A 19,279-nucleotide genomic window follows, 5' to 3' on the forward strand; every position below is an offset into this window, starting at 1 on the left:
TTAAGGGGAGCGCGGGACGACCAGACCCGATTCGTACGCCGCGACCACCGCCTGCGCCCGGTCGCGCACCCCCAGCTTGGTCAGCACCCGGCTCACATGGGACTTCACGGTCTCCCCGCTCACCACGAGCCGCCCCGCGATCTCCTGGTTCGACAGCCCCTCCGCGATCAGCGTCAGCACCTCGCGCTCGCGCGGCGTCAGCCCCTCCAGCGGTACACCCTCACTGCGCGGTCTCAGCCGTACGAACTCGCCGATGAGCCGCCGCGTGACCGTCGGCGCGAGCAGCGCCTCGCCCGCCGCGACCACCCGGACCGCCTCGAAAAGCCGCTCGGCGACCATGTCCTTGAGCAGGAAGCCGCTGGCCCCCGCGGCCAGCGCGTCATACACGTGCTCATCCAGATCAAAAGTGGTCAGCATGACGATCCGGGTCTCCGCCCGCTCCGCCACGATCCGCCGCGTCGCCTCGATGCCGTCCATCTCCGGCATCCGTACGTCCATGAGCACGATGTCCGGGCGCACCTCGCGGCAGACCCGCACCGCGGCCGCCCCGTCGGACGCGCTGCCGACGACCTCGAAGTCGTCCTGTGTGTCCAGCAAGGCTCCGAATCCGGCGCGTACGACGTCCTGGTCGTCGACGACCACGATCCGCGTCGTCATCGCACGGCCTCCCGCGCCGGCAGCACGGCCTCCACGACGAAGCCGCCCGCGGGCCCGGCCCCCGTACGCAGCGTGCCCCCGGCCATCGCGGCCCGCTCCCGCATCCCGACCAGCCCGTGGCCGTCCGAACCGTCTCCGGCCCCCGGCCCGCCGTCCCGTACGACCACCCTCAACTCGCCCTCCCCGTAGACCAGTTCCACATCGACGCCCACCCCCGGCGCATGCCGCCGCGCATTGGTCAGCGCCTCCTGCACGATCCGGTACGCGGTGAGCTCGACGCCCGGGTCGAGCACCACCACCCGCCCCCGTACGGTCAGCCGCACCGCGCCGCCCGCCGTCGCCCGCGCCTCGTCGACCAGCGCGACCAGCTGGTGCAGCCCGGGTTGCGGCGCCCGCTCGACCACCGCGTCCCCCACCGGCTGCGCGTCCTCGCGCAGCACCCCCAGCAGCCGCCGCATCTCGGTCAGCGCAAGCCGGGCGGTCTCCCCGATGGCGAGGAAGCGCTCGGCCCCCTCGGGCGGCAGCCCGCGCGTGGTCAGGCGGGCGGTCTCGGCCTGCACCGACAGCGTCGAGATGTGATGCGCGACGATGTCGTGCAACTCCCGTGCGATACGGGCCCGTTCACCCCGCGCGGCATGTTCCAGCACGGTGTCCGCGTACGCCCAGTCCGCCGCCGTACGCCGCCGCGCCTCGCGCCCCGCCCGCCGCCAGTTGCCCGCACCCAGCGCCGCCACCGCCGCGCAGCACAGCCCGAGCGCGAGGCCCCGGCCGCCCGCCCAGAGCGCGTACCCCACGAAGGGGACGGCGAAGGCGACGGCCGTACGCGTCGAACAGCGCAGCCCGACCGCCCCCAGCATCACCAGCAGCGTCAGGATCCCGGCCCCCGTGGGCCGCCCGACCGCGGGCACCGCGAGCAGCACCGACGCCGAGACGGCAGCGGCGGAGAGCAGCAGCTGCCCGCGCAGAAAGGCGAGCGGCGCCGTCGAACCCACCACGAGCACCAGCGCGGTGAAGAGATCGGCCGGCAGCCGCCCGGCCGGCGCGGACACCTCGATCACCCCGGCGAAACACAGCACGGCGGCGGCCGCGAGCGGCAGATCGGGCGCGCCCGCGGCCTTCCTGAGCACTGCTCCGGTCCAGCTCACCCGGTCATTGTCGGCGGCGCCACCCGCTTTGTCCTCCCCCTCGCGGGGGAGGTGGCGGCGCCGAAGACACCACCCCGACGGGATGAGCGGCACCCGCCCCGCTCCCTACCTTCGTACCCATGCCACCGGACACAGCCATCGAAGTCAGCGCCCTGCGCAAGCACTACGGTCCGACCACCGCCGTCGACGACCTCACTTTCACCGTCGCCCCCGGCAAGGTCACCGGGTTCGTCGGCCCCAACGGAGCCGGCAAGTCCACCACCCTCCGCATGATCCTGGGCCTGGACGCCCCTGACGGCGGGACCGCGCACATCGGCGGCCGCCCGTACCACTCGCTGCGCGACCCGCTCACCGTCGTCGGCGCGCTCCTCGACGCGGAGGCCGTCCACCCGGGCCGCCGCGCCCGCGACCACCTCCTGTGGATGGCGCACTACAACGGCCTCCCGCGCCGCCGCGTCACCGAAGTCCTCGAACAGGTCGGCCTGACCTCCGTCGCCAAGAAGCGCGCGGGCGGCTTCTCGCTCGGCATGCGCCAGCGCCTGGGCATCGCAGCGGCCCTCCTCGGCGACCCGCAGGTCCTGATCCTCGACGAGCCGGTCAACGGCCTCGACCCCGAGGGCATCCAGTGGATCCGCGGATTCCTCAAGTCCCTTGCCGCGGAAGGCCGTACGGTCCTGATCTCCAGCCATCTGATGAGCGAGCTCCAGGACACCGCCGACCACCTCCTGGTGATAGGCCGCGGCCGGCTGCTGGCCGACACCGACGTGGCGACGCTCCTGACCACCACCTCGGGCGACCGCGTCACCCTGCGGACGACCCGGCTCCCGGAGGCCATGACCGTACTGGCGCGCGAAGGCGCCACGGTCTCCGCGAACGCCCCCGGCACCCTGACCGTCTCCGACGTGCCCGCCGAGCGCGTCGTGGCGCTGCTCACCGAGGCCCGCATCCCCTTCTCGGAGATCTCCGCACACCGGGCGTCCCTCGAAGAGGCCTACCTCGAACTCACCCGGGGCGAGACCGAGTTCACCACCACCGCAGCCGGAGCAGCAGGACAGGAGGCGTCATGATCCGCGCCCTGCGCGCCGAGTGGACCAAGATCCGCTCCGTACGCTCCACCGCGTTCGCCCTCTTCGCCCTGGTCGCCGTGACCCTCCTGCTCACGGTCGTCACCGCCAAGGGCTCCGTCACCGACTACGGCGGCCCTCTGACCCGCGACGAATTCAGCTTCGCCCACGCCCCGGTCACCGGAGACACCACACTCACCGTCCACGTCGCGGCCCTCACCTCCAAGTCGCCCTGGGCGAAGGCCGGCCTGATGATCAAGGACGGCACCACGGTCGGCTCCCCCTCCGCCTCCCTGATGCTCACCCCGGAGCACGGCGTCCGCATGCAGGCGAACGCCAAGACGGAGCTCACCGCCAACACCCCGAAGAATCAGCCCCGTTGGCTCCGCCTGACCCGCACAGGACGGAGCGTCACAGGGTACGAATCCGCCGACGGCCAGAGCTGGCACAAGGTCGGCACCCTCCCGGTCCGCGGCCTCCCGACCCGTACCGAAGCAGGCCTCTTCGTCACCTCACCGGGCGTCGCCGTCGACAAGCAGGTCAGCCCGGGCCAGGTCACGGCCCATATCGAGCTCACCACGGGACGCGCGGTCTTCGACCACATCTCCCCGGCCCCCGCCACCGCCTGGACCCACACCGACCTCACCCGCACCTCCGCCCCCGGCCAGGACCCCGTCGACTCCAGGCGGCCCGCCGGCACCCTCCAGCAGACCGCCTCCGTCGTCACCCTCACCGGCAGCGGCGACCTCGGCTACATCGGCATCGGCGGGGTCGGCTCCGACCTCGACAAGTCGGACCAGGTGAAACAGACCCTGTCCGCCGTCCAGCTCAGCCTGATCACCGTGGTCGCACTCGGCGTGCTGTTCATGACGTCCGAGTACAAGACCCGCACCATCCGCACCACCTTCACCGCCAGCCCCAAGCGCGGCCGTGTCCTCGTGGCCAAGGCCGCGATCCTGGGCGCCACGGTCTTCGCGGTCGCCCTGCCGACCACCATCGCCGCGTACCTCATCGCACGCCCGATCATGACGAAGAACGGCTACAAACCGCCGATCTTCCCCACCACGTCCCTCACCGACCCGACCACGCTGCGCGCAGTGGTCGGCGGCGCCGCCTTCCTCGCCGTACTGGCCGTGTTCTGCCTGGGCGTCGGCGCGCTGTTCCGCCGTACCGTCCCCGCGATCGTCACGATCTTCGCGCTCCTCGTCGTCGTCCCGATCGTCTCCCAGATCACCTCCGTCACCGTCAACACCTGGGTGGAGCGCGCCACCCCGATCGCAGGCCGGGCCCTCACCCAGACCGTGACGCTCACCGAGACCTCGACCAGCCCCTGGGCGGGCTTCGCGGTCCTGTGCGCGTACGCGGCCGCCGCACTCGGCGCCGCACACTGGCGGCTCACCCGGCGCGACGCATGACAGGCGCCCTGCACGGAGAGTGGACGAAGCTCCGTACGGTCCCGGCGAACCTCTGGACGCTCCTCGCGCTGCCCGCCACCATGACGGCCCTCACGGCCCTCATCGCGTCGGGCAACAACCCCCACGAGGTCCATCCCGACCCCACCGCCCTCGCACTCTCCGGCGTCTACTTCGCGCAGCTCGCCGCCGTGGCGCTCGCGGTCGCGGTGGTCTCCTCCGAGTACCACCCGCGCCTGATCCTCCTCACGCTGGCCGCCAGTCCCCGCCGTACGACGGTCCTGGCGGCCAAGGCCCTCACCGTGACCGCGGCGGTACTCCTGGCGGCCCTCCCCGGGACCCTGGGCGCCCTCCTGGCGGGCCGCGCCACCCAGCACGGCACCCACCAACTCCCGCTGCTGTCCGAGCCGTTGGCGAGGGCAGCGCTGGGCACGGTCCTCTACCTCCTCCTGGTGGCGCTGCTGAGCGTGGGCATCGCCCTGGCCGTACGCCACCAAGCGGCGGCCACCGGCCTTGTCCTGGCGCTCCTCTACGGTCCGTACCTGGCCACCCAGCTGCTCAAGATGTCGACGCACACCCTGCACCTGGTCCAGAAGTTCTCCCCCATGACGGCGGGCCTCGCCATCCAGACCACCACGGGCACGGGGACCGCACCCCTCGCCCCCTGGACGGGCCTGGCCGTACTGGCGGCCTACACGGCCGTCTCCCTCGCGATCGGCTGGACACTCCTGAAGTACCGCGACGCGTGAACCCTTAAGATGCCGCCATGAGCTTTGGGCAAGGGGGGCCCTCCTGGGGCCCGGGGGACACACAGACACCGGACTGGGCGGCACTCGCCGAGGAGTCCGAGGCGCGCGGCCGCCGCAGGAAACTGCTGTTCATCGGCGGTGGGGTACTCGCCACCGCCGCGATCGCCGGGATCGTGGCGACGGCAGTGGTCTCCTCCAACAAGAACTCCACGTCGAGCGACAAGAACGCCAGCCAGCTGCCGGCGCCCGAGACCCTCCCCAGCGAGAGCGACGGCCCGCAGCCGACGTTCTCGTCGGTCGCTCCCAAACCGGTCCTCAACCCGAAGGACTTCATCAACAGCGCCAAGCTCGACAAGGCGCCGCTGAACGCCGGCACTCTCTTCCCCGGCAAGAAGCTGACGATGGGCACCCGCCCGTACACCAAGGGCGCCACGAACCGCACCACCAACTGCGCCGCGGTCACGCAGGGCAGCCTCGGCTCCGTACTGAAGAAGAACGGCTGCCGCCAGGTCATCCGCGCCACCTACGTCAGGAACGGCATCGCGATCACGGTCGGCGTCGCGGTCTTCGACACCGAGGCCTCGGCCCTCAAGGCCAAGGCCCAGGCATCGGGCGGCATCACCCCGCTCGCAGGATCCGGAGTCTCCGCCTTCTGCATGCACAACACGGTCTGCCTGCGCCGCACCAACTCCGTAGGCCGCTATGCCTACTTCACCCAGACCGGCTTCACCAGCGGCAAGAAGGTGACGACGGCCGAAAAGGCGGTCTTCCAGACCGCCGACGACCTCGACCAGTTCGTCTTCAACCAGATCGCCGCCCGCGGCCGCACCCAGGCCTCGGCCGCAGCCAACGCCCCCGCGAGCTGACGCCGGACAGCCCGGGGGTCAGCAACAAGCGGCCCCCGGCAGCGTCCGTACGTTCCGCGCCTCCTTGCTGCGCGCGGCCAGCAACTCATCGGCGGGATAACCGACTTCCTCCAGCGTCAGCCCGTGCGGCTTCACGACGTGCACGGACGAATCCCGCACCCCCGCGGCCAGCACCTTCGCGGGCCACTCCACCGGCCGGTGCCCGTCGCCCACGAAGAGCATGGCCCCGATCAGCGACCGCACCATGTTGTGGCAGAAGGCATCGGCGCGCACGGTGGCGGTGATGATCCCGTCGTCGCCCCGCACCAGGCTCAGTTCCTGCAGCGTACGAATGGTCGTGGCGCCCTCGCGCTTCTTGCAGTACGCGGCGAAGTCGTGCTCCCCGACCAGCCCGGCGGCAGCGGCATTCATCGCGTCGACGTCCAACGGCCAGTCGTGCCACAGGACATGACCCCGCATCAGCGGATCAACCCCACACGCGCGATCCGTCACCCGATACGCATACCGCCGCCAGATCGCGGCGAACCGCGCATTGAACCCGGCAGGAGCCTCAACAGCGCTCCACACCCGCACATCGCGCGGAAGCCGCCCGGCCAGCCGCTTCAGCAGCTTCTCCTGGTGCTCGGCCCACACCGCCTCCGGCAGATCGGCCGTCGCCACCTGCCCCCGCGCATGCACCCCGGCATCAGTACGCCCGGCCACGGTCAGCGGGAACATCACGCCCGACCGCGTGACGGTCTTCAGCGCGTCCTCGATCTCCCCCTGCACGGTCCGCCGCCCGTTGGGCTGCCGGGCCCACCCGGAGAAGTCGGTCCCGTCGTAACTCAGATCGAACCGCACCCGTACGAAGCCGGGCTCCACGTCATCGCTCACACGCAAATCCTCTCAAACGAGAACGGGCCCGCACCGCCCCGAAGGGAGATGCGGGCCCGAAGGAAAAGCAGTCCCAGAACGCTTAGGCGTCCTTCGACTCCTCGTCAGCAGCCTCGACCGGCTTGGCGTCCTCGACGACCTCGGCCGGAGCGGCCTCGGCGTCCTTGGCCGCACGCTTGGTCGCAGCCTCGGCCTCACCAGTGGCCTGCTGGGCCACGGTCAGGGCCTCGACCAGCTCGATGACGGCCATCGGGGCGTTGTCGCCACGACGGTTGCCGATCTTCGTGATGCGGGTGTAACCACCGGGGCGGTTCTCGTACCGCGGGGCGATCTCGGTGAAGAGCGTGTGCACGATGCTCTTGTCCGTGATCGACTGCAGCACCAGGCGACGGTTGTGGATGTCGCCCTTCTTGGCCTTGGTGATGAAACGCTCAGCGACGGGGCGCAGGCGGCGAGCCTTGGCCTCGGTCGTGGTGATGCGGCCGTGCTCGAACAGCGACTTCGCAAGGTTGATGAGAAGAAGCTTCTCGTGCGCAGCGCTGCCGCCCAGACGGGCACCCTTTGCGGGACGGGGCATGGTCTTTCTCCTTGTGATCTGCACCGGCCGTACGAGGTACCGATGTCAGTGCCCGACGAGCGTCTGCCCGCCGGAACCCGAACCCGAAGGCCCGGAAGTCTGAGCCCGATGGGGGCCCCGGCCGGAACCAGGACCCCCACCGGAGGTGGATCAGTACTGCTCGGTCTCCACGAAACCGGCGTCCGCGTCGTCGTCGGCGCCGAAGGCGTCGGCAGCGGCGGTCGGGTCGAAGCCGGGAGGCGAGTCCTTGAGCGCGAGGCCCATACCGGCCAGCTTCGCCTTGACCTCGTCGATCGACTTCGCACCGAAGTTGCGGATGTCGAGCAGGTCGGCCTCGGAGCGGGCGACGAGCTCACCCACGGAGTGGATGCCCTCGCGCTTGAGGCAGTTGTACGACCGAACGGTGAGCTCGAGCTCCTCGATCGGCAGGGCGAGATCAGCGGCAAGAGCGGCGTCCGTCGGGGACGGGCCCATGTCGATGCCCTCGGCGTCGATGTTCAGCTCACGGGCCAGCCCGAAGAGCTCAACAAGCGTCTTACCGGCAGACGCCATGGCGTCACGCGGACGCATGGCCTGCTTGGTCTCGACGTCGACGATCAGCTTGTCGAAGTCGGTGCGCTGCTCGACACGGGTCGCCTCGACCTTGTACGTGACCTTGAGCACCGGGGAGTAGATGGAGTCGACCGGGATACGGCCGATCTCCTGGCCCAGCTGCTTGTTCTGCACGGCGGAGACGTAGCCGCGACCGCGCTCGACGGTCAGCTCCATCTCCAGCTTGCCCTTGCCGTTGAGCGTGGCGAGGACGAGGTCGGGGTTGTGGACCTCGACACCGGCCGGCGGAGCGATGTCCGCGGCGGTGACCAGACCCGGACCCTGCTTGCGCAGGTACATCACGACGGGCTCGTCGTGCTCGCTCGAGACGACGAGCTGCTTGATGTTCAGGATGAGGTCGGTGACGTCTTCCTTGACGCCCGGCACGGTGGTGAACTCGTGCAGGACACCGTCGATCCGGATGCTGGTGACAGCGGCACCCGGGATGGACGAAAGGAGCGTGCGACGCAGGGAGTTACCGAGCGTGTAGCCGAAACCCGGCTCCAGCGGCTCGATGACGAAGCGCGAGCGGTACTCGTCGACGACCTCTTCGGTCAGCGACGGACGCTGAGCGATAAGCATGCGGTGATCCTTCAGTCGTGGGCGCCCACTATTTGACGCCCCCAGTCACTACAAGGGTACGGGCGATACGACCCATAGAGGCCGTACCGCCCGAACCCGTAAAACCAGCCCTGCTACAGCGTCAGAAAATCAGACGCGGCGGCGCTTGGGCGGACGGCAGCCGTTGTGCGGGGTGGGGGTGACGTCCTGGATGGAGCCAACCTCAAGACCCGTCGCCTGCAGCGAACGGATGGCGGTCTCGCGACCGGAACCCGGACCCTTGACGAAGACGTCAACCTTGCGCATGCCGTGCTCCTGCGCGCGACGGGCAGCCGACTCGGCGGCCATCTGCGCGGCGAACGGAGTGGACTTGCGCGAGCCCTTGAAGCCGACGTGGCCGGCGGAGGCCCAGGAGATCACGTTGCCCGAGGGGTCCGTGATCGAGACGATGGTGTTGTTGAACGTGCTCTTGATGTGCGCGTGGCCGTGAGCGACGTTCTTCTTTTCCTTGCGACGCACCTTCTTGGCTGCGCCCTGACGACCCTTGGGGGGCATGTCTTAACTCCAGATGGAGAGGGAGGTGGTCGGTCCTACAGCGAAGACCGCTGATGAGCGTCCGCTGTGGACTACTTCTTGCCCGGCTTCTTCTTACCGGCGATCGCGCGACGCGGGCCCTTGCGGGTACGAGCGTTCGTGCTGGTGCGCTGACCGTGAACCGGCAGACCGCGACGGTGACGCAGACCCTGGTAGCAACCGATCTCGACCTTGCGGCGGATGTCGGCGGCGATCTCGCGACGGAGGTCACCCTCGGTGCGCAGGTTGGCGTCCACGTACTCGCGGATCTTGACCAGGTCCTCTTCGGCCAGGTCACGAACTCGGGTGTTGGGGTTCACGCCGGTCGAGGCGAGGATCTCCTTCGACCGGGTACGGCCAACGCCGAAGACGTAGGTGAGGGCAACCTCCACGCGCTTTTCGCGCGGGATGTCAACACCTGAAACGCGTGCCATTCAATGGCTCCAGTTGTTATTCGGAGGTCTTCCACAGAACCGATCCCGACCGCCGTACTAGGTACAGTCCGGGTCCCCGGCCTCCACCGGGGGTGTCGCCAGCCGCTCAGCGGCTAGGCGGGTCCTGCGTATGTACATTTCGCTTGCGTCGCGCGAAGAACTGCGAGGTGCAGATCGGTGTGCGTCAGCCCTGGCGCTGCTTGTGGCGCAGGTTGTCGCAGATGACCATGACCCGACCGTGACGGCGGATCACCTTGCACTTGTCGCAGATCTTCTTGACGCTCGGCTTGACCTTCATGGGATGTCAGGTTCTCCGGGTCAGTGCCATCACTCACGCCGAAGCGGAAGTGCGGGCAAGATCTACTTGTATCGGTAGACGATCCGGCCACGCGTCAGGTCGTACGGAGAAAGCTCCACGACGACCCGGTCATCCGGGAGGATGCGGATGTAGTGCATCCGCATCTTGCCGCTGATGTGCGCGAGGACCTTGTGACCGTTCTGAAGTTCCACCTTGAACATTGCGTTCGGGAGGGACTCGATCACGGTGCCCTCGATTTCGATGGCACCTTGCTTCTTGGCCACGCTTCGCCCTTCGAATCGGCTACCTTGATCAGCTCTGTGCGGGCATGCAGGCATGCGGGTGCACGAGAGCCGACGAGTCAGTCTACGTCAGGGCACCCGGAAAGACGAATCGGGAATGAATGCCCCACTATCAAGATCGTTAAGCAACTTCAAGCAGGCTCAGGCCGACGGATCCGGCGCAGTCGTGATCCCGTACCCATTCCCCCACGCCGCTCTCGCGGGCTCGGCGCCGGGGCGCCTCACAAGCTTCGACCGGCTGCGCCGGCCTCCGGCCGTCGAGACCCCGCTCAGGCCGACGGATCCGGCGCAGTCGTAATCCCGTACTCCGCCAGCTTCGCCTTGCCACCATCAGGAGCCGTCAGCACCAGCAGACCCTCCTCCGTCAGCGCCACCGAGTGCTCCGCTTCCCCACGCCGCTCTCGCGGGCTCGGCGCCAGGGCGCCTCACAAGCTTCGACCGGCTGCGCCGGCCTCCGGCCGCCGAGACCCCGCTCAGGCCGACGGATCCGGAGCCGTCGTAATCCCGTACTCCGCCAGCTTCGCCTTGCCACCATCAGGAGCCGTCAGCACCAGCAGACCCTCCTCAGTCAGCGCCACCGAGTGCGCCGCTTCCCCACGCCGCTCTCGCGGGCTCGGCGCCAGGGCGCCTCACAAGCTTCGACCGGCTGCGCCGGCCTCCGGCCGCCGAGACCCCGCTCAGGCCGACGGATCCGGAGCCGTCGTGATCCCGTACTCCGCCAGCTTCGCCTTGCCACCATCAGGAGCCGTCAGCACCAGCAGACCCTCCTCAGTCAGCGCCACCGAGTGCTCCCAGTGCGAGGACCAGGTCCCGTCCGTCGTGATGACGGTCCAGTCATCCTCCAGGACCTCGGTCCTGGGCGTGCCCAGCGAGACCATCGGCTCGATCGCCAGGCAGAAGCCGGGGACGAGCTTCGGGTTGTGGCGGCCGATGAGGCGGCGGCGGTCGACGTAGTTCAGCAGGTGCGGGTCCATGTGCATCTCGGAGCCGATGCCGTGGCCGCCGTAGTCCTCGATGATCCCGTACTTGCCCGACGCGGGCCGCGGCTGGCGGCGGATGTAGCCCTCGATCGCCTTCGAGACCTCCGCGAGCCGGCCACCCTTCTTCATCGCGGCGATACCCGCCCACATCGACTCCTCGGTCACCCGCGAGAGCTCGATGAGCTCCGGCGCGTGCCCGGTGCCGACGAACGCCGTGTACGCCGCGTCCCCGTGCCAGCCGTCGATGATGGCGCCGCAGTCGATGGAGATGATGTCGCCGTCCTTCAGGACGGTCTTCTCGTCGGGGATCCCGTGGACCACGACCTCGTTCACCGAGGTGCAGATCGTCGCCGGGAAGCCCCCGTACCCGAGGAAGTTCGGCTTCGCCCCGTGCTCCGCGAGCACCTTCCGCGCGACCTGGTCCAGATCGTTCGTCGTGGCGCCCGGCACGGCGGCCTCACGCGTCGCCGCGTGGATGGCGGCGACCACCAGCCCCGCCTCGCGCATCTTCGCGATCTGCTCCGGGGTCTTGATCTCCACCATTGCGCCTGACGCCACCTTCGGAATCGCTACTGCTCTGCTGTCTGCTGACAAGACTCTGGCCGTGCCGCCCGCAAAGGGCGACACGGCCAGTATGGCTCGTACGGAACCGCTACGCCGCGTCGCGGCCCAGCGCCTCCATGGCGCGCGAGGTCACCTCGGTGACCTTGCCGAGCGCGGAGATCGTGACCACCAGGCCCTGGGCCTTGTAGTGGTCGATGATCGGCTCGGTCTCGGCGTGGTAGACCTCCAGGCGACGGCGGACCGTCTCCTCGCTGTCGTCACCGCGCTGGTACAGCTCGCCCCCACAGGTGTCGCACACGCCCTCCTGCTGAGGGGCGCTGTACACCACGTGGAAGACGTGGCTCGAATCGTTACGGCAGATCCGCCGGCCGGCGATCCGCTTCACGACCTCGTCCTCGGGAACCTCAAGGTCCAGCACCGCGTCGAGCTTCTGCCCGTCGGTCTTCAGCGACTCGTCGAGGGCCAGAGCCTGCGAGACGTTGCGCGGGAAGCCGTCGAGGAGGAAACCACCCTCGGCGTCGGGCTGGGCCATGCGGTCCTTCGCCATCCCGATGGTGACCTCGTCGGGCACCAGGTTGCCGGCGTCCATGAACGCCTTGGCAGCCTTGCCCAGCTCCGTGCCCTGACTGATGTTGGCACGGAAGAGGTCGCCCGTGGAGATGTGCGGGATCGACAGGTTCTTGGCAAGGTACGCGGCCTGCGTCCCCTTGCCTGCACCGGGCGGTCCGACGAGGACGATACGCATCAGCGGAGGAACCCTTCGTAATTACGCTGCTGGAGCTGGCTCTCGATCTGCTTCACGGTCTCCAGACCCACACCCACGATGATCAGGATGCTCGTCCCGCCGAACGGGAAGTTCTGGTTCGCGCCGAAGCCCACCAACGCCATCGTTGGCACAAGAGCAATCAGACCCAGGTACAGCGACCCCGGCCAGGTGATCCGGTTGAGTACGTAGCTCAGGTACTCCGCGGTCGGTCGGCCAGCCCGGATGCCCGGGATGAAGCCACCATACTTCTTCATGTTGTCGGCGACTTCCTCGGGGTTGAACGAGATCGCCACGTAGAAGAACGCGAAGAAAACGATCAGCAGGAAGTACGTGACCAGGTAATACGGGTGATCGCCCTTGGTCAGGTTGTCGTTGATCCACAGCGCCCAGCCCGACTTCGAGCCGCTGAACTGAACGATCAGCGCCGGAATGTAGAGCAGCGACGACGCGAAGATGACGGGAATCACACCCGCCTGGTTGACCTTGAGCGGGATGTACGTCGACGTACCGCCGTACGACCTCCGTCCGACCATCCGCTTCGCGTACTGCACCGGGATCCGGCGCTGGGCCTGTTCGACGAAGACCACCAGGCCCACCATCGCGAAGCCCACCAGGATCACCGCACCGAACTCGATCCAGCCGCCCGCGAGCTTGCCGGCCGACTTGATGGCCCAGAGGGCGCTCGGGAAACCGGCGGCGATCGAGACGAACATCAGGATCGACATGCCGTTGCCGATGCCCTTGTCGGTCACGAGCTCACCGAGCCACATGACCGCACAGGTGCCGGCGGTCATCGTGATGACCATGACGACGGTGGTGAAGATCGACTGGTTGGGCACGATCTGGTTGGCAACGGTGCAGCTCCCGAAGAGCGCACCGGTGCGGGCCGTGGCCACCAGGCCGGTGCCCTGAAGGATGGCGAGGGCGACGGTCAGATAACGCGTGTACTGCGTGATCTTCGTCTGCCCCGACTGCCCCTCCTTCTTGAGGGCCTCGAGCCGCGGAATCACCACGGTCAGCAGCTGCAAGATGATGCTCGCCGTGATGTACGGCATGATCCCGAGGGCAAAGATCGTGATCTGGAGCAGCGCGCCGCCACTGAACATGTTGACCAGACCGAAGAGTCCTGTGTTGGACTTCGTCTGGTCCATGCAGATCTGGACGTTCGTGTAGCTGACACCAGGGATCGGGATGTGGGCCCCGAGCCGGTACACCACGATGATGCCGAGCGTGAAGAGCAGTTTCTTGCGCAGGTCAGGCGTCTTGAACGCCTGGGCGAACGCGGTGAGCACGGTGCCTCCTGCGACCCCCGCGCTTCTGCGTCAGAGGTGACGGTATTGAGATTCGATGGATGACAGGTCGATGTATCAGCCAAAAAACGCGTGGTGTGCCATACGGACCCACCACACGGAAATTTAGACAGTGCACGCCACCATACCGGCCGCTCTGCCCCCCTAGGAACGACCAAACGGGGATGCCCCTTTTGGGGGGCATCCCCGTTCGATGTTCAAGCCATCAAACCGTCTCAGACGAGCTCGTTGACCGTGCCGCCCGCGGCGGCGATCTTCTCCTTGGCGGAGCCGGAAACGGCGTCAACCGAAACCGTCAGCGCCACGGAGATCTCGCCCGATCCGAGGACCTTGACGAGGCTGTTCTTGCGCACAGCACCCTTGGCGACCAGGTCGGCCACCGTGACCTCTCCACCCTGCGGGTAGAGCTCGGCCAGCTTGTCCAGGTTCACGACCTGGAACTCGGTGCGGAACGGGTTCTTGAAGCCCTTGAGCTTCGGCAGACGCATGTGGAGGGGCATCTGCCCACCCTCGAAGCGCTGCGGAACCTGGTAACGGGCCTTGGTGCCCTTGGTACCACGACCTGCGGTCTTACCCTTGGACGCCTCACCACGACCCACACGGGTCTTGGCGGTCTTGGCGCCCGGGGCGGGCCGGAGGTTGTGGACCTTCAGCGGGTTGTTCTCCGCCATGTCAGTCGACCTCCTCAACCGTCACGAGGTGGCGGACGGTGTGAACCATTCCGCGGAACTCGGGGCGGTCCTCCTTGACAACCACGTCGTGCAGGCGCTTGAGCCCGAGCGAACGAAGGGTGTCGCGGTGGTTCTGCTTGCTACCGATGTACGACTTCGTCTGCGTGATCTTGAGCTGTGCCATTACGCACCAGCCCCGGCACGCGCACGGAGCAGAGCCGCAGGCGCGACGTCCTCGAGGGGCAGACCACGGCGAGCCGCGATCTCCTCGGGACGCTGCAGACCCTGCAGGGCCGCCACGGTCGCGTGCACGATGTTGATCGCGTTCGACGAACCGAGCGACTTCGACAGGATGTCGTGAACGCCGGCGCACTCGAGCACGGCACGCACCGGGCCACCGGCGATAACGCCGGTACCGGGGGAAGCCGGCTTGAGCAGGACGACGCCCGCAGCCTTCTCGCCCGTGATCGGGTGAGGGATGGTGCCCTGGATGCGCGGAACCTTGAAGAAGTTCTTCTTCGCTTCCTCGACACCCTTGGCGATGGCCGCGGGAACTTCCTTGGCCTTGCCGTAACCGACACCTACGGTGCCGTCACCGTCTCCGACCACGACGAGCGCGGTGAAGCTGAAGCGACGACCACCCTTGACAACCTTGGCAACGCGGTTGATCGCGACAACGCGCTCAACGTAAGCGGTCTTCTCGGCGGCAGCGCCACCGTCGCGACCCTTCCGGTCCCGCCGCTCGCCGCCACCGGCACCGCTTCCGCGGCGCTGGGGTCCAGCCATTGGATTTACCTCTCTCTGTTACGTCCGTTAGTCCCGGAACCGGGGCTTAGAACTTCAGCCCGGCTTCGCGGGCGGCGTCAGCCAGAGCGGCAATGCGCCCGGCGTACCTGTTGCCACCACGGTCGAACACGACGGCCTCGACACCAGCAGCCTTGGCACGCTCGGCGACAAGTGCGCCGACCTTCTGTGCCTGGGCGCTCTTGTCGGCCTCGCCACCACGGATCGAAGTGTCCAGGGTCGACGCCGAAGCGAGCGTGTGGCCCGCGATGTCGTCGATGACCTGAGCAACGATGTTGCGGTTGGAGCGCGTCACGACCAGACGAGGACGCTCCGGCGTACCGGAGACGTGCTTGCGGACGCGGATGTGGCGACGCTTGATGGCAGCGCGCTTGTACGCGTCACCCTTGGCGATCTTTACACCGTATGCCATGGCTTACTTACCCGCCTTTCCGACCTTGCGGCGGATGACCTCGCCGGCGTACTTGACGCCCTTGGCCTTGTACGGGTCGGGCTTCCGCAGCTTGCGGATGTTAGCGGCGACCTCGCCGACCTTCTGCTTGTCGATGCCCTCGACGCTGAGCTTCGTGGGCGACTCGACCTTGAAGGTGATGCCTTCGGGGGCCTCGATCACGATGGGGTGGCTGTATCCGAGCGCGAACTCCAGGTTGGAGCCCTTCGCCTGGACGCGGTAACCGACACCGCTGATCTCGAGCGCCTTGGTGTAACCCGTGGTCACGCCGGTGATCATGTTCGCCACCAGCGTGCGGGACAGGCCGTGGAGGGCCTTGTTCTGACGCTCGTCGTTGGGACGGGTGACGTTGAGAACGCCGTCCTCGCCCTTAACAATCTCGATCGGCGCGGCAACGGTGTGCGTGAGGGAACCCTTGGGGCCCTTCACCGCAACCGTGCGGCCGTCGATGGTGACGTCCACACCAGCGGGAACCGGGATGGGGAGCTTGCCGATACGCGACATGAGCTTTCCTTCCTTTCCCGACTACCAGACGTAGGCGAGGACTTCCCCACCTACGCCCTTCTTGCTGGCCTGCTGGCCGGTCAGGAGACCGTGGGACGTGGAGATGATCGCCACGCCCAGGCCGCCGAGAACCTTCGGCAGGCTGGTGGACTTCGCGTACACACGCAGACCCGGCTTCGAGATGCGCTTGATGCCGGCGATCGAACGCTCGCGGTTCGGGCCGAACTTCAGGTCGAGCACGAGGGACTTGCCGACCTCGGCGTCCTCGACCTTCCAGCCGGTGATGAAGCCCTCCTGCTGGAGGATCTCCGCGATGTGCGACTTGATCTTGCTGTGCGGCATCACGACGGTGTCGTGGTACGCCGAGTTAGCGTTACGCAGACGCGTGAGCATGTCCGCGATGGGGTCAGTCATGGTCATGAATTGGCCTTCGGCCTCTCTCGCCGGGGTTTCCTGTATGCGCCATCCCTCTCCCCACTCAGAGGCGGGACGGGTGCGGCGCGGGGACCTACGGCGTAGTAAGTCGGTCAGGGCGGCAGACGCCCAACCCCCCTAGCCTACGGCATTCGGGGGAGGGCTTCTGCCGACCAGATACTTACCGAGAGTCTCCGGAAATCCTTGTGCCCCTAGGGGCAGGGATTTACCAGGAGCTCTTGGTCACGCCCGGCAGCTCGCCACGGTGAGCCATCTCACGAAGGCACACGCGGCACAGGCCGAACTTGCGGTACACGGAGTGCGGGCGGCCACAACGCTGGCAGCGGGTGTAGGCGCGCACACCGAACTTGGGCTTACGAGCAGCCTTCGCGATAAGGGACTTCTTCGCCATCTCGCTTACGCCTCCTTGAACGGGAAGCCGAGGTGACGAAGGAGGGCGCGGCCCTCGTCGTCGTTGGTCGCCGTGGTGACCACGGTGATGTCCATGCCCCGGGTACGGTCGATCTTGTCCTGGTCGATCTCGTGGAACATGACCTGCTCGGTGAGACCGAAGGTGTAGTTGCCACGGCCGTCGAACTGCTTCGGCGACAGACCACGGAAGTCACGGATACGCGGCAGCGCGAGCGACAGCGTACGGTCCAGGAACTCCCACATGCGGTCACCACGGAGGGTGACGTGGCAGCCGATCGGCTGCCCCTCGCGCAGCTTGAACTGCGCGATCGACTTGCGGGCCTTGGTGACGGCCGGCTTCTGGCCAGTGATCGTGGTGAGGTCGCGGATAGCGCCGTCGATCAGCTTGGAGTCGCGGGCGGCGTCGCCCACACCCATGTTGACCACGATCTTGACGAGACCGGGGATCTGCATGACGTTCTCGTAGGAGAACTCCTCACGCAGCTTGCCGGCGATCTCCTCGCGGTAGCGCAGCTTCAGACGCGGCGCGGTGGTGGTAGTCATCAGATGTCCTCACCGGTGCGCTTGGCAACGCGGATCTTGTTGCCCTCGTCGTCGAAACGGAAGCCGACGCGAGTAACGACCTTCTTGCCGTCCTTCTCAACAACCAGCTGCACGTTGCTGACGTGGACCGGAGCCTCGGTCGTCACGATGCCGCCGGTCTGCGAACCGCGAGCGGTCTGACCGGCCTTGGTGTGCTTCTTGACCCGGTTGACACCCTCGACCAGGACACGGTTCTCAGTAGGGATGGCCATGATGACCTTGCCCTGCTTGCCCTTGTCCTTACCGGTGATGACCTGAACCAGGTCGCCCTTCTTGATCTTCATGCTTACAGCACCTCCGGCGCGAGCGAGATGATCTTCATGAACTTCTTCTCGCGCAGCTCACGGCCCACCGGGCCGAAGATACGGGTGCCGCGAGGGTCGCCGTCGTTCTTCAGAATGACGGCGGCGTTCTCGTCGAAGCGGATGTACGAGCCGTCCTGACGACGACGCTCCTTGACGGTGCGAACGATGACAGCCTTGACGACGTCACCCTTCTTCACGTTGCCGCCGGGGATCGCGTCCTTGACGGTGGCGACGATGACGTCACCGATGCCCGCGTAGCGGCGACCCGAACCACCGAGAACACGGATGGTGAGAATTTCCTTCGCACCCGTGTTGTCGGCGACACGCAGTCGCGACTCCTGCTGGATCACGTCTATCTCCTGATCGTCTGCCGGTTCCCGGCGGGGGCTTCGGTGAAGAAGCCCCCGCCGAGCCTGGCGGAACTGACCTGAGCGGGAAGCTCAGGAATGAATTACTTGGCCTTCTCGAGGATCTCGATGACGCGCCAGCGCTTCGTGGCGGACAGCGGCCGCGTCTCCATCAGGAGAACGCGGTCACCGATGCCGGCAGCGTTGGCCTCATCGTGTGCCTTGAGCTTGTTCGTACGGCGGATGACCTTGCCGTACAGCGCGTGCTTGACACGGTCCTCGACAGCGACGACGACGGTCTTGTCCATCTTGTCGCTGACGACCAGACCCTCACGGGTCTTGCGGAAACCGCGGTCGCCCGCAGCAGAGTTCTCAGTCGTCTCAGTCACAGTCTTCTCGCTCATCAGACGCTCTCCACCGTCTCGATACCGAGCTCGCGCTCACGCATCAGGGTGTAGACCCGGGCGATGTCCTTACGGACGGACTTGAGCCGACCGTGGTTCTCGAGCTGCCCGGTCGCCGCCTGAAAGCGGAGGTTGAACAGCTCTTCCTTGGCCTCACGGAGCTTGGCGACGAGGTCCTCGTCGTTCAGCTCACGCAGCTCGGTCGCCTTGGTACCGGCCGCCATCACGACTCACCTGCCTCGCGCCGCACAATGCGGCACTTCATCGGAAGCTTGTGGGCGGCGCGGGTGAGCGCCTCCTTAGCGACCTTCTCATTCGGGTAGGACAGCTCGAACATCACCCGACCGGGCTTGACGTTCGCGATCCACCACTCGGGAGAACCCTTACCGGAACCCATGCGGGTCTCAGCAGGCTTCTTGGTGAGCGGACGGTCCGGGTAAATGTTGATCCAGACCTTGCCGCCACGCTTGATGTGGCGGGTCATCGCGATACGAGCGGCCTCGATCTGGCGGTTCGTGACATACGCGGGCGTGAGCGCCTGGATGCCGTACTCGCCGAATGCGACCTCAGTACCACCCTTGGCCATACCACTGCGCTTGGGGTGGTGCTGCTTGCGGTGCTTGACCCTACGAGGGATCAGCAT

Annotated in this window: 29 protein-coding genes and 1 pseudogene; 4 read left to right on the forward strand and 26 right to left on the reverse strand. The window is 67.3% G+C overall.

Features of this window, described 5'->3' with window-relative positions; genetic code table 11:
- On the reverse strand, positions 1 to 657 hold the full coding sequence (locus OG707_RS15615) for a response regulator transcription factor (protein WP_329118583.1): 657 nt from the start codon (positions 655 to 657) through the stop codon (positions 1 to 3).
- On the reverse strand, positions 654 to 1,802 hold the full coding sequence (locus OG707_RS15620) for a sensor histidine kinase (protein ID WP_329118585.1): 1,149 nt from the start codon (positions 1,800 to 1,802) through the stop codon (positions 654 to 656). Before OG707_RS15620 ends, OG707_RS15615 begins: the two co-directional genes overlap by 4 nt.
- Positions 1,803 to 1,921: 119 nt before the next feature.
- Between OG707_RS15620 and OG707_RS15625 the strand changes: the two genes are divergently transcribed.
- Genes OG707_RS15625 through OG707_RS15640 form a run of 4 tightly spaced genes read left to right on the forward strand, consistent with a single transcriptional unit; the run spans position 1,922 to position 5,893 of the window.
- Positions 1,922 to 2,869, forward strand: coding sequence for an ABC transporter ATP-binding protein (locus OG707_RS15625; protein WP_329118587.1), 948 nt, complete (start codon positions 1,922 to 1,924; stop codon positions 2,867 to 2,869).
- A complete protein-coding gene (locus OG707_RS15630; protein WP_329118589.1) occupies positions 2,866 to 4,281 on the forward strand; it encodes a hypothetical protein in 1,416 nt (471 codons plus the stop codon). The genes OG707_RS15625 and OG707_RS15630 overlap by 4 nt, the downstream gene beginning before the upstream one ends.
- Positions 4,278 to 5,027, forward strand: a complete 750-nt coding sequence (locus OG707_RS15635) for a hypothetical protein (RefSeq protein ID WP_329118591.1) — start codon at positions 4,278 to 4,280, stop codon at positions 5,025 to 5,027. The genes OG707_RS15630 and OG707_RS15635 overlap by 4 nt, the downstream gene beginning before the upstream one ends.
- A 17-nt stretch (positions 5,028 to 5,044) precedes the next feature.
- Positions 5,045 to 5,893, forward strand: coding sequence for a hypothetical protein (locus tag OG707_RS15640; protein WP_329118593.1), 849 nt, complete (start codon positions 5,045 to 5,047; stop codon positions 5,891 to 5,893).
- Between the two features lie 18 nt (positions 5,894 to 5,911).
- Here the strand turns inward: OG707_RS15640 and truA are convergent, their stop codons facing one another.
- The 24 genes and pseudogenes from truA to rplP all read right to left on the reverse strand — a co-directional run bounded on the left by truA (position 5,912) and on the right by rplP (position 19,279).
- Positions 5,912 to 6,766, reverse strand: a complete 855-nt coding sequence (truA, locus tag OG707_RS15645; protein WP_329118595.1) for a tRNA pseudouridine(38-40) synthase TruA — start codon at positions 6,764 to 6,766, stop codon at positions 5,912 to 5,914.
- 82 nt (positions 6,767 to 6,848) lie between these two features.
- A complete protein-coding gene (gene rplQ / locus OG707_RS15650; protein ID WP_329118598.1) occupies positions 6,849 to 7,343 on the reverse strand; it encodes a 50S ribosomal protein L17 in 495 nt (164 codons plus the stop codon).
- Between the two features lie 150 nt (positions 7,344 to 7,493).
- Entirely contained in the window at positions 7,494 to 8,516 is a 1,023-nt protein-coding gene (locus OG707_RS15655; protein WP_010473911.1) for a DNA-directed RNA polymerase subunit alpha, read from the reverse strand.
- A gap of 129 nt (positions 8,517 to 8,645) precedes the next feature.
- Positions 8,646 to 9,050, reverse strand: a complete 405-nt coding sequence (gene rpsK, locus OG707_RS15660) for a 30S ribosomal protein S11 (RefSeq protein ID WP_003956432.1) — start codon at positions 9,048 to 9,050, stop codon at positions 8,646 to 8,648.
- A 71-nt stretch (positions 9,051 to 9,121) separates the two neighbouring features.
- Positions 9,122 to 9,502 (reverse strand): 30S ribosomal protein S13, encoded by a 381-nt coding sequence (gene rpsM, locus OG707_RS15665; protein WP_329118603.1) that lies wholly within the window; start codon positions 9,500 to 9,502, stop codon positions 9,122 to 9,124.
- 184 nt (positions 9,503 to 9,686) lie between these two features.
- On the reverse strand, positions 9,687 to 9,800 hold the full coding sequence (gene rpmJ / locus OG707_RS15670; RefSeq protein WP_003956441.1) for a 50S ribosomal protein L36: 114 nt from the start codon (positions 9,798 to 9,800) through the stop codon (positions 9,687 to 9,689).
- A 62-nt stretch (positions 9,801 to 9,862) separates the two neighbouring features.
- A complete protein-coding gene (infA, locus tag OG707_RS15675) occupies positions 9,863 to 10,084 on the reverse strand; it encodes a translation initiation factor IF-1 (RefSeq protein WP_003956442.1) in 222 nt (73 codons plus the stop codon).
- 287 nt (positions 10,085 to 10,371) lie between these two features.
- Positions 10,372 to 10,485: pseudogene (locus tag OG707_RS15680) on the reverse strand (type I methionyl aminopeptidase); the annotation flags it as partial.
- A 294-nt stretch (positions 10,486 to 10,779) separates the two neighbouring features.
- A complete protein-coding gene (map, locus tag OG707_RS15690) occupies positions 10,780 to 11,625 on the reverse strand; it encodes a type I methionyl aminopeptidase (RefSeq protein WP_329118604.1) in 846 nt (281 codons plus the stop codon).
- Positions 11,626 to 11,734: 109 nt separating this feature from the next.
- The gene (locus tag OG707_RS15695) at positions 11,735 to 12,391 is read right to left on the reverse strand and encodes an adenylate kinase (RefSeq protein ID WP_329118607.1); all 657 of its coding nucleotides are present in this window, start codon (positions 12,389 to 12,391) and stop codon (positions 11,735 to 11,737) included.
- Entirely contained in the window at positions 12,391 to 13,704 is a 1,314-nt protein-coding gene (gene secY / locus OG707_RS15700; protein WP_329118608.1) for a preprotein translocase subunit SecY, read from the reverse strand. The genes OG707_RS15695 and secY overlap by 1 nt, the downstream gene beginning before the upstream one ends.
- Before the next feature lie 233 nt (positions 13,705 to 13,937).
- Complete coding sequence (gene rplO / locus OG707_RS15705) at positions 13,938 to 14,393, reverse strand: 50S ribosomal protein L15 (RefSeq protein WP_329118611.1); 456 nt, start codon at positions 14,391 to 14,393, stop codon at positions 13,938 to 13,940.
- A gap of 1 nt (position 14,394) precedes the next feature.
- Positions 14,395 to 14,577 carry a 50S ribosomal protein L30 gene (gene rpmD / locus OG707_RS15710; RefSeq protein WP_328537213.1) on the reverse strand — a complete coding sequence of 61 codons (183 nt, stop codon included), beginning with the start codon at positions 14,575 to 14,577 and terminating at the stop codon, positions 14,395 to 14,397.
- Entirely contained in the window at positions 14,577 to 15,179 is a 603-nt protein-coding gene (gene rpsE, locus OG707_RS15715; protein ID WP_030084329.1) for a 30S ribosomal protein S5, read from the reverse strand. The genes rpmD and rpsE overlap by 1 nt, the downstream gene beginning before the upstream one ends.
- 46 nt (positions 15,180 to 15,225) lie before the next feature.
- Positions 15,226 to 15,609 (reverse strand): 50S ribosomal protein L18, encoded by a 384-nt coding sequence (gene rplR, locus OG707_RS15720; protein WP_329118617.1) that lies wholly within the window; start codon positions 15,607 to 15,609, stop codon positions 15,226 to 15,228.
- Between the two features lie 3 nt (positions 15,610 to 15,612).
- The gene (rplF, locus tag OG707_RS15725; RefSeq protein ID WP_329118618.1) at positions 15,613 to 16,152 is read right to left on the reverse strand and encodes a 50S ribosomal protein L6; all 540 of its coding nucleotides are present in this window, start codon (positions 16,150 to 16,152) and stop codon (positions 15,613 to 15,615) included.
- Between the two features lie 21 nt (positions 16,153 to 16,173).
- On the reverse strand, positions 16,174 to 16,572 hold the full coding sequence (gene rpsH, locus OG707_RS15730) for a 30S ribosomal protein S8 (RefSeq protein WP_329118620.1): 399 nt from the start codon (positions 16,570 to 16,572) through the stop codon (positions 16,174 to 16,176).
- 220 nt (positions 16,573 to 16,792) lie between these two features.
- Entirely contained in the window at positions 16,793 to 16,978 is a 186-nt protein-coding gene (locus OG707_RS15735) for a type Z 30S ribosomal protein S14 (RefSeq protein ID WP_030368403.1), read from the reverse strand.
- A 5-nt stretch (positions 16,979 to 16,983) separates the two neighbouring features.
- Positions 16,984 to 17,541 (reverse strand): 50S ribosomal protein L5, encoded by a 558-nt coding sequence (gene rplE, locus OG707_RS15740; protein WP_329118623.1) that lies wholly within the window; start codon positions 17,539 to 17,541, stop codon positions 16,984 to 16,986.
- Positions 17,541 to 17,864 carry a 50S ribosomal protein L24 gene (rplX, locus tag OG707_RS15745; protein WP_329118625.1) on the reverse strand — a complete coding sequence of 108 codons (324 nt, stop codon included), beginning with the start codon at positions 17,862 to 17,864 and terminating at the stop codon, positions 17,541 to 17,543. The genes rplE and rplX overlap by 1 nt, the downstream gene beginning before the upstream one ends.
- A gap of 2 nt (positions 17,865 to 17,866) precedes the next feature.
- Positions 17,867 to 18,235: a 50S ribosomal protein L14 gene (gene rplN, locus OG707_RS15750; RefSeq protein WP_003966950.1), complete on the reverse strand. Its 369-nt coding sequence runs from the start codon at positions 18,233 to 18,235 to the stop codon at positions 17,867 to 17,869.
- A 101-nt stretch (positions 18,236 to 18,336) separates the two neighbouring features.
- Positions 18,337 to 18,636 carry a 30S ribosomal protein S17 gene (gene rpsQ / locus OG707_RS15755; RefSeq protein WP_329118628.1) on the reverse strand — a complete coding sequence of 100 codons (300 nt, stop codon included), beginning with the start codon at positions 18,634 to 18,636 and terminating at the stop codon, positions 18,337 to 18,339.
- Entirely contained in the window at positions 18,636 to 18,860 is a 225-nt protein-coding gene (gene rpmC / locus OG707_RS15760; RefSeq protein ID WP_329118630.1) for a 50S ribosomal protein L29, read from the reverse strand. The genes rpsQ and rpmC overlap by 1 nt, the downstream gene beginning before the upstream one ends.
- Complete coding sequence (gene rplP / locus OG707_RS15765; RefSeq protein WP_164264448.1) at positions 18,860 to 19,279, reverse strand: 50S ribosomal protein L16; 420 nt, start codon at positions 19,277 to 19,279, stop codon at positions 18,860 to 18,862. Before rplP ends, rpmC begins: the two co-directional genes overlap by 1 nt.

The organism is Streptomyces sp. NBC_01465, from assembly GCF_036227325.1.
Taxonomy (GTDB): Bacteria; Actinomycetota; Actinomycetes; order Streptomycetales; family Streptomycetaceae; genus Streptomyces.